The sequence below is a fragment of the Herbaspirillum sp. UBA812 genome, from assembly GCF_002296545.1.
Taxonomy (GTDB): Bacteria; Pseudomonadota; Gammaproteobacteria; order Burkholderiales; family Burkholderiaceae_D; genus Herbaspirillum; species Herbaspirillum huttiense.
The window spans coordinates 1-9,189 of record NZ_DBIC01000006.1 but is presented as its reverse complement, the minus strand read 5'-3'; the positions used below and the strand labels follow the sequence as shown (position 1 = coordinate 9,189).

Below are 9,189 nucleotides of genomic sequence, written 5' to 3'. Positions count from 1 at the left end.
AGCCAGCGCAGTTCGGCGTGGTGGTGTTCGGACAGCGTGACCGTCCCACGCCGGTCGGCCACCGCAAACACGTCGCGCCCCATCAGTTCGTTGAGCAGGCGGCTCTTGCCGTGGTTGTACTTGCCGACCACCGTCACGGTCGGCGCGGCGTGGGCTTGTGCCAGCACGCGCAGGCGCGCCAGATCATGCGCGCGGCCCGGTACCACGGCCAGGATTTCGCTGGCGAGCGGGTCGAAGGAATCATGCTGAGGGGTCATTGGGGGGTCTCCATGTTTTTCATTTTTTCTGGGCGGGACGGCCGATCAGCCAGTGCGCGGCCATGCCGATGACCACGCCCCAGAAAGCCGCACCCAGTCCGAACAGGGTCATGCCGGACGCAGTAGCGAGGAAGGTGATGACGGCGGGCTCGGCATGGCTGCCGTCCTCGCTCATCAGACGGATGTTGGACACGATGGCACCGATCAGTGCCAGCCCGGCCAAGGCCGCGATCAGTTCCTTGGGAAAGGCGGCAAACAGCGTCACGATGGATGCCGCAAAGGTGCCGCCGATGAGATAGAACACGCCATTGGCAATACCGGCGATGTAGCGCCGGCCCGGTTCCGGATGCGCATCCTTGCCGGTACAGAGCGCGGCCGTGATGGCCGCCAGCACGATGGTGATGCCACCGAAGCAGGCCGTCAGCAGCGAGGCCAGCGCAGTCCCGGTGACCACGGCGCGCGTGGGCGGATGGTAGCCCGCCAGTTGCAGCACCGCCATGCCCGGCAGGAACTGGCCGGTCAGGCTCACCAGCACCAGCGGCACGGTCAGGCTGAAGAACATGCCGACGCTGAAGTGCGGAGCGATGAAGACCGGCTGCGCCAGTTCCAGATGCAGGGCACCCAGTTCGGTGCGGCCGCCGGCAAAGGCCACCGCAAAACCAGTCAGTGCCACCACCACGATGCCATAGCGCGGCCACCAGCGGCGGCCTGCGAGATAGGCGGCCAGCATGGCAAACACCATCAGCGGCGCACCCACGCTGGAGCGAAAGGCTTGTACCCCGAACTGGAACAGGATGCCGGCCATCATGCCGGCCGCAATGCCCTTGGGGATGAAGGCGAGAATTTTTTCAAAGCAGCCGGTCACGCCGATGACGATCAGGATCACGGCCGCCATCAGGTAGGCCCCCACCACTTCCGGCATGCCCACTCCGGGAAAGAGGCTCAACAGCAGCGCCGTCCCCGGTGCTGACCAGGCCGTGATGATGGGCATCCTGAACCACCAGCTCAGCAGCAGGCCGCTCACGCCCGCCCCCATGGAGATGCCCCACACCCAGGACACCAGTTGTGATTGCGGCACCTGGCCGGCATGGGCCGCCTGCACGAAAATCACCAGCGGACCAGCATAGGAAATCAGGACTGCCAGAAAACCCGCCACCCACGCGGTAAGCGAGCCTTGTCGTTGAACCATCGAAGCTTCCTTGCGAAATGCAACTACACGAACGCACGAAAGGTCCGGCACCCGTGGATCGCTCCGCCAGGTGCCGGACCGGCTTGACCGGCTACGATCTTAAACGCTGCGCGAGATCGGCGTGGCGGTCACGGTCGGCGCAGTCTCCGCTGCCACGGCACGCTGGCCATGACGATAGCGCAGCAGGAAGATGCCGATGGCCAGTGCAGCGACCAGTCCCGGCACGGCGAAGACCAGGAAATTCATCTTCAGCGGCAGCGCGGCCGCCATCAATGCACCGCCCAGCAAGGGACCGACGATGGCGCCCGAGCGGCCCACACCGGAAGCCCAGCCGAGACCCGTGGAGCGGATCGCCAGCGGATAGAACTGGGCCGTATTGGCATACAGCAGGATCTGCGTGCCGATGGTCGTGGCACCGGCCACGATGATGAGCAGGTACAGCACCGGGGTCGGGCTGTTGAAGCCGAGCAGCGCAATGGCCACCGTGCCGACCGCGAAGAAGCTGACCACCACCTTGGGCAAGGTAAAGCGGTCACCCAGCCAGCCGCCGCCGATGGCACCGACCACGCCGCCGAAGTTGAGCGCCAGCAGGAAGGACAGCGACGACCCCAGGCTGTAACCGGCACTGGCCATCAGCTTGGGCAGCCATGAGCCCAGCGCATAGACCATCAGCAGGCAGCAGAAGAAGGCAACCCAGATCATCAGCGTGCCGAGGGTGCGCTCCTGCTTGAACAAGTCCAGCATCGGTGCACCGGAACCCTTGGCATCGCTCTGCACCAGCTGCACATCGGCACCCAGCGCCGCTTGCGGCGCGACCTGGGCCAGCATGGCACGGGCTTGTTCCTGCTTGCCCGCACGCAGCAGGAAGCCGACCGATTCCGGCAGCTTCCACAGGATCACCGGCAGCAGCACCAGTGGCACGGCGGCGGCGAAGAACATCGATTGCCAGCCGAAGTTGGGCAGCATCCAGATGCCCAGGCCTGCGCACAGCACGCCACCCAGCGAATAGCCGCTGAACATGATGGCCACCAGAGTGCTGCGCAGGCGCTTGGGCGCGTATTCATTCATCAGCGCCACGGCATTGGGCATCAGACCGCCACAGCCGAGGCCGGCGAGGAAACGGAAGATGCCAAACTCACCGGGCGAAGTGGCAAAGCCGCTCAGGAAGGTGGAGACGCTGAAGAGCACGAAGCTGATCGCCACGCCCTTCTTGCGGCCGATGCGGTCGGCCAGCGGGCCGAAGACGAAGGCGCCGAACATCATGCCGAACAGCGCATAGCTGCCCAGCGCGCCGGCCTGCACCGGCGACAGGGACCACTCCTTCATCAGCACCGGCAGCACGGCACCGTAGATGAACAGGTCATAACCGTCGAACACCAGCAGCAATGCGCACAGGCACATCACCATCCAGTGGAATTGCGTGAAACGCGCGCCATCGATGATCTGGCTCACTTCCTGGGTCTTCATGGGTCTCCTCCGTTGTCGTTTGTCTTGCGGGATTGGCGTTGTTTTGTGTTCTTGTGTTTGTCATGCCCGGCGTTTTTCTTGCAGTAATCCTGTGCGATTCAGGCCTGCCCCTTCTTGCGCAGATGCGCCACCGCCTTGATCTCGATGATGTAGCCCGGCGCACCGCCGAGCATGTGCGCGCCAATCGCCGTCCAGGCCGGCAGCGGATAGGCGTTCAGGTAGCTGTTGCGCACCTTGATGAACAAGGGCAAATCGCGCATGTCGGTATGGAAGGTGGAGAGATCGACGATGTCGTCCAGGGTACCGCCAGCCTTCTCCAGTACCCGCTTGAGATTCTCGAAGGCCTGCACGATCTGTGCTTCGCGCGGCTCCACCAATTGCATGTCGGGACCGCGCCCGATCTGGCCGGAGACGTAGAGAACATCGCCGACCAATACGCCGGGGGCATAACCGATTTTTTCGTAGACGTCTTCCATTCCCTCGGGAATGATGGCCTGGCGTTCAGACATGGTGTCTCCGTTCAATGAAGAGGAAAAAAGGGCCTCAGCCGTTGTCGCCACCGGCGACCGGCAATACGGCCCCGGTGATGTAGCTGGCCTCGTCGGAAGCCATGAAGAGGATCGGTGCGATCTGCTCTTCCAGCGTGGCATAGCGTTTGAAGAAAGTGGAGCCGGTCACCTGCTGCACGGCCTCCTGCATCCACGCCTGTTCCTGCGCGCTGTCGCCTTCCACATTGCGCGGCACGCGGCGTGGTGGTGCCTGGGTGCCGCCGGGGGCGGTGGCCACCACGCGGATGCCCTGCTCGCCATATTCCATGGCCAGTGCCATGGTCATGGCATTGACGCCGCCCTTGGCCGCCGAATACGGCACCCGGCGGATGCCGCGCGTAGCGTTGGAGGAAACGTTGACGATGGTGCCCCGGCCCGCGCGCAACATGTGCGGCAGCACAGCGTGACAGCCGTAGAGCGTGGGCATGAGCGAGCGGCGGATCTCGGCATCGATCTGATCCGCTTCGAATTCGGCGAAGGGGCGCATGCGGATGGCACCGCCCACGCCGTTGACCAGCAGGTCGATACGGCCATGCAGCTCGATGGCGCGGGCCATGGCGGCCTGCGCACCGTCATGGGTTTCGAGGTCGGCGACGAAGCCGGTGGCCCGTCCTTCGGGCGCTTCCATCGCCACTTCATGAATGAAGCCGGCGCGGTCCACCATCAGCACCTGGCCACCTTCAGCCGCGATGCCCAGCGCCACGCCGCGCAGGATGCCCTGGGCGGCGCCGGTGACCACGGCCACCTTGCCGGCGAAGCGTGCGCGGGGGAGCGCTGCGCTCATGCCGCCACCGCCACCGGCTGGCTGGTGACGAACTTCTCGTAATGGAAGCTGGCCGGCGCGATGCCCTGTGCCTGGAAGTGCTTCTGCACCGCCTCCACCATCGGCGGTGGACCGCACAGGTAGACATCGACTGCGCCATCGTGCAGCACCTCGGCGGGCATGTGCTGGGTCACGTAACCCTGGCGCGGATGAGTCGTTGCGGCATCGGCCACACAGGTGGTGAAGCTGAAACCGGACAGGCGTTGCGCCAGGTCTTCAAGACGATCCACCAGTACCAGGTCCTGGTCGCGGGTCACACCGTAGATCAGGTGGACCGGGTGCTGCACGCCCTGCTGCACCATCTCCTCCAGCATCGCGAGGAACGGCGCCAGCCCGGTACCACCGGCCAGCATCAGCACGGCCTTGTTGACCGGGCGCAGGTAGAAGCTGCCCAGCGGACCGGTCATCTCCAGCGCATCACCGGTGGCGGCCTTGCCCAGCCAGCCGCTCATCAGGCCACCCGGCACGTTCTTGATGAGGAAGCTCATGCGCGTAGCCCCCGAGGGCGAGCTGAACGAATACGAACGATGCTGGCCGCTGCCCGGCACGGCGATGTTGACGTATTGGCCCGGCAGGAACGCCGGTGCATCGGCCGCCACCTCCAGCACCAGTTCGAAGGCTGCGTCACCGAAGGCGGTGACCTCGGCCACCTTGCCGCCGAACTTCGCGCTGCCGGTCTTGCAGGCGGTAGAGGCCACCGGTACGGCGACCACGCAATCGGATTGCGGGATCATCTGGCAGGTCAGCACCAGGCCTTGTTCGGCCTCATCGCTGCTCAGAGCATCGTCGATGTAGTCGTCGCCCAGGTCGTACTGTCCGCTTTCGGCGCGGCACTTGCAGGTGCCGCACACGCCGTCGGAGCAATCCATGGGCAGGTTGATGCGTTGGCGGAACGCCGCGTCCAGGACTTTTTCCTTGGGACCGCATTGAATGATGCGGGTCACCCCGTCTTCGAAATTGAGGGCGATGCGATAGCTGCTCATGTCATGTCTCCTGCGGGCTGGTCAGACGTGATAGACGTCGATGACCTGGCGGATGTAGTCGTTCTTCAGGGCGATCTTCTTGCTGGCGATCTGGAAGCCGCCTTCGGTCTTGCGCAAGCTGACCAGGGTGGTACCGAAGAACTGGTCGGTGATCTTGTAGCGGTGCGACAGCGTATGGAAGTTGTAGCGCACTTCCACCACATCGTCGTGCTCGTCCAGGATCTCCACGTTGGCGATCATGTGGCTGGTGCGCGGCTCCGGCATGGAGGCACTGGAGCGCTCGGTCTTGATGCGGAACACGCGGTCTTCCAGTCCATCGCGGTTGGCGTAGTAGATCAGCGAGATCTCGCGCTGCGGGTCTTCGGTAAGCTGGTCGTCATCGTCCCAGGCCGGCATCCAGTATTCGACGTCCGGGGCGTACAGTTCCAGCCAAGATTCCCACTGGCGTTCGTCGAGATAACGCGCCTCGCGATAGAGGAAGGCGCAGACTGCATCGAGTTGGGCAGGTTGGCTCATGCTTGTGCTCCTTGCTCTGCGGCCGCACGTTCCTTGCTGACGGCCTTGCGCATCTGCTCGGTCCAGTAGTGGTGCTGGCAGACGAAGAGACCTTCGTCCTCGCTGCGTTCACCGCTCAGTTTGGGGTTCATGCCCATCTTCTTCGCATTCTCGTCCGGGCCCTGCTTCCACAGCGGCGCACCGCGGCTCATGTCGTTCCAGCGCACGGCCGATCCGGCGTAGCCGGCCTGGCAGGCGCGGAATTCTTCCAGGTCATCGGCGGTGCCCATGCCGGAGACATTGAAGAAATCCTCATACTGGCGAATCCGCACGCGGCGGTCTTCGGCGCTCTCGCCCTTGGGGCCGAAGCAGAAGATGCTGATCTCGGTCTGGTTCACGCTGATCGGACGGGCCACGCGGATCTGCGTGCCGAACTGGTCCATCAGGAACACGTTGGGATACAGACACAGGTTGCGGGTCTGGGCCACGATGGTATCGGCGCGTGCCTGGCCGACGCGGGCGGCCAGTTCTTCACGCTGGTTCCAGATCGGGCGCACTTCCGGATTGAGCGTATTGGTCCACAGGAGGATGTGGCCGTTCTCGAAACCGTAGACGCCGGCCACGGCCTTGCTCCAGTTGTTGGCATCGGTGGCCTTGGTGCCGCCTTCCTTGCGGCGGCTCATGGTGGCCGCGTAGTTCCAGTGCACCGAGCTGACATGGTAACCGTCGCAACCATTTTCCATCTGCATCTTCCAGTTGCCGTCATACAGGTAGCTGGAGTTGCCGCGCAGGACTTCCAGGCCATTGGGGGCCTGGTCGACGATCTGGTCGATGATGACGCGGGTCTCGCCCAGGTACTCTTCCAGCGGCAGGACATCTTCCGAGAGGCTGCCGAAGAGGAAGCCGCGATAGTTCTGGAAGCGCGCCACGCGGGTCAGGTCATGCGAGCCGTTCTTGTTGAAGGAGACCGGATACTCGGTGGTCTTCTCATCCTTGACCTTCAACAGCTTGCCGCTGTTGGAGAAAGTCCAGCCGTGGAACGGGCAAGTGAAGCTGCTCTTGTTGCCGTGCTTGCGACGGCACAGCATGGCCCCTTTGTGGGCGCAGGCATTGATGACCGCGTGCAGCTCGCCGTTCCTGTCGCGGGTGACCACCACCGGCTGGCGGCCGATCCAGGTGCTGTAGTAATCGTTGATCTCGGGGACCTGGCTCTCGTGAGCGAGGTAGACCCAGTTCGATTCGAACAGGTGCTTCATCTCCAGCTCGAACAGGTCGGCGTTGGTGAAGATGTCGCGGCGGCAGCGGAAGATGCCGTTGGTGGCATCTTCGTCCAGGGCGGTGTCGAGCAGGCGCTCGACCTCTTCATACTTGTCGGCGGCAAGGGTGGTCATGTCTTTTCTCCAGGGTGCAGCCCGCCTGTCGCGATGGAAAACCATCGCGGCAAGGCAGTCGGCGGGGATGAGGCTGGCCTGCGCCAGCAGCTGGCGCAGGACGATCAGGCGATCAGGCGGCCAGGCGCGGACGGTCCACGACCTGGTTGTCGGCACCGTTGACCAGCGAGGTCAGGTTGATGTCGAAGACGATCTCGGCGAACGGGCCTTCCAGTCCCTCGGCCTTGATGCTGGCCGCATCGGTACGCTCGACCAGCGGCGGCACCAGGCCTTCGCGGGTGGCGTAGGCGAAGTCGTCATAGATCAGCGGATCGCCTTCGATGTTGATCTGCGTGGTCAGCTTGCGATGGCCATCGGCGGTGACGAAGAAGTGGATGTGTGCCGGACGGTTGCCGTGGCGGCCCAGCTGGTTCAGCAGGCCCTGGGTCGGGCCGGCCGGCGGACAGCCGTAGGCGGCCGGCATGATGCTGCGGAATTTGTAGCGGCCCTGGGCATCGGTGATGATGGTGCGGCGCATGTTGAAGGGCTTCTGTTCACCGGTCGGGTCGAAGTGCGAATAGAAACCCTTGGTGTTGGCATGCCAGACTTCGACCTGCGCGCCGGCCATGGGCTTGCCATCCGAACCGTAGACGGTGCCGTGCATGATGATGGTCTGGCCGTTCTTGTCGCTGCCGTCGTCCAGGCGCGCGAAGCCCTGTTCCACCGGCGCACCGGCCACGTACAGCGGACCTTCGATGGTGCGCGGGGTGCCGCCGCTGATGCCCAGTGCAGCGTCTTCGGCATCCATGCGCATGTCCAGGAAGCGGTCCAGGCCCAGGCCCGGCGAGAGCAGGCCGGCTTCGCTGGCAGCGCCCAGGCGATTGACGTAGGCCACGCCGGCCCAGTATTCGTCGGAGGTGATCTCCAGGTCTTCGATGGTCTTGAACAGGTCGGACAGGATGCGATGCACGATCTGCTTGGTGCGCGGGCTGCCGCCTTCGGTGTCGAGGCCGCTGGCCAGGCGCAGGAAGTCCTGGACTTCGGGGGTGCTGAAAATCTTGGCTGCCATGTTGAGTCTCCTTTTGGATTTGTAGATTGGGGAAGTGCGTCTTTTTTGTTTTATCCGGCCAGTGTGGCCGGCCTCGCTGCTGTCACTGTCGCCCCTTGCTTGCGATCGCGCCGGAAGTATTGCACACGCTCCTCATCCAGCACGATGCCCAGGCCGGGGCGGTTGGGTATGGCCAACTGGAAATCCTGATACTGCAGTGGCTCGGCCAGGATTTCCTCGGTCAGCAGCAGCGGACCGAACAACTCAGTCCCCCACTGCAATTCACGGAAGGTGGCGAAGGCGTGGGCCGAGGCGATGGTGCCGATGGCGCCTTCGAGCATGGTGCCGCCGTACAGCTCGATGCCTGCCGCGTCGCCGATGGCGGCCACCTGCTGGGCGGCGCGCAGGCCACCCGATTGTTCGATCTTGATCGCAAACACATCCGCACCGCCGATGCGCGCCAGTGCAAAGGCCGAGGCCGGACCGGTCAGCGATTCATCGGCCATGATGGCGATGGCGTGCTTGCCCTTCAAGCGGGCCAGCGCCGGGGCCGAGGCCACCGGCTGCTCCACCAGTTCGCAGCCGGCATCGACCAGGCCGGCCAGGCCGCGCTGGGCTTCCAGTTCGCTCCAGGCCATGTTCACATCCACCCGCACCGAGCCGCGGTCACCGAGGGCCTTCTTGATGGCGGCCACGTGGGCCACATCGGCCTCGACTTCGCGGCGGCCGATCTTGAGCTTGAAAATCTTGTGGCGGCGCGCGGCCAACATGCGCTCGGCTTCGTCGATATCTTTGGCGGTGTCGCCGGAGGCCAGGGTCCAGGCGATCGGCAGGCTTTCGCGGGCGCGGCCGCCGAGCAGCTGCGAGACCGGCAGGCCGGTGCGCTGGCCCAGGGCATCGAAGAGCGCCGTCTCGATGGCACACTTGGCAAAACGATTGTCCTGGATGGCCTTGTTGAGGCGCGCCATGATGGCCGGGATCAGGCTGGCATCGGCGCCCAGCAGCAGCG

Annotated in this window: 10 protein-coding genes; all 10 read right to left on the bottom strand. The window is 64.4% G+C overall.

Features of this window, described 5'->3' with window-relative positions:
• Positions 1-257, bottom strand: a 257-nt coding sequence (locus tag B3873_RS00270) for a GTPase (protein WP_286863462.1), incomplete at its 3' end; no start/stop codon positions are given.
• Between the two features lie 19 nt (positions 258-276).
• On the bottom strand, positions 277-1,497 hold the full coding sequence (locus tag B3873_RS00265; protein ID WP_286863461.1) for a benzoate/H(+) symporter BenE family transporter: 1,221 nt from the start codon (positions 1,495-1,497) through the stop codon (positions 277-279).
• A gap of 48 nt (positions 1,498-1,545) precedes the next feature.
• Positions 1,546-2,913, bottom strand: a complete 1,368-nt coding sequence (locus tag B3873_RS00260; protein ID WP_039788844.1) for an MFS transporter — start codon at positions 2,911-2,913, stop codon at positions 1,546-1,548.
• A gap of 98 nt (positions 2,914-3,011) precedes the next feature.
• Positions 3,012-3,422 (bottom strand): RidA family protein, encoded by a 411-nt coding sequence (locus B3873_RS00255; RefSeq protein ID WP_286863459.1) that lies wholly within the window; start codon positions 3,420-3,422, stop codon positions 3,012-3,014.
• 34 nt (positions 3,423-3,456) lie between these two features.
• The gene (gene benD, locus B3873_RS00250) at positions 3,457-4,245 is read right to left on the bottom strand and encodes a benzoate diol dehydrogenase BenD (protein ID WP_286863457.1); all 789 of its coding nucleotides are present in this window, start codon (positions 4,243-4,245) and stop codon (positions 3,457-3,459) included.
• Entirely contained in the window at positions 4,242-5,267 is a 1,026-nt protein-coding gene (benC, locus tag B3873_RS00245; protein WP_286863456.1) for a benzoate 1,2-dioxygenase electron transfer component BenC, read from the bottom strand. The genes benD and benC overlap by 4 nt, the downstream gene beginning before the upstream one ends.
• A 21-nt stretch (positions 5,268-5,288) precedes the next feature.
• Positions 5,289-5,783 (bottom strand): benzoate 1,2-dioxygenase small subunit, encoded by a 495-nt coding sequence (gene benB / locus B3873_RS00240; RefSeq protein WP_039788851.1) that lies wholly within the window; start codon positions 5,781-5,783, stop codon positions 5,289-5,291.
• Positions 5,780-7,153: a Rieske 2Fe-2S domain-containing protein gene (locus tag B3873_RS00235; RefSeq protein ID WP_286863453.1), complete on the bottom strand. Its 1,374-nt coding sequence runs from the start codon at positions 7,151-7,153 to the stop codon at positions 5,780-5,782. The genes benB and B3873_RS00235 overlap by 4 nt, the downstream gene beginning before the upstream one ends.
• A 112-nt stretch (positions 7,154-7,265) precedes the next feature.
• Positions 7,266-8,201 carry a catechol 1,2-dioxygenase gene (gene catA / locus B3873_RS00230; protein WP_039788856.1) on the bottom strand — a complete coding sequence of 312 codons (936 nt, stop codon included), beginning with the start codon at positions 8,199-8,201 and terminating at the stop codon, positions 7,266-7,268.
• A gap of 50 nt (positions 8,202-8,251) precedes the next feature.
• Positions 8,252-9,189, bottom strand: a 938-nt coding sequence (locus tag B3873_RS00225; RefSeq protein WP_286863451.1) for a muconate/chloromuconate family cycloisomerase, incomplete at its 5' end; no start/stop codon positions are given.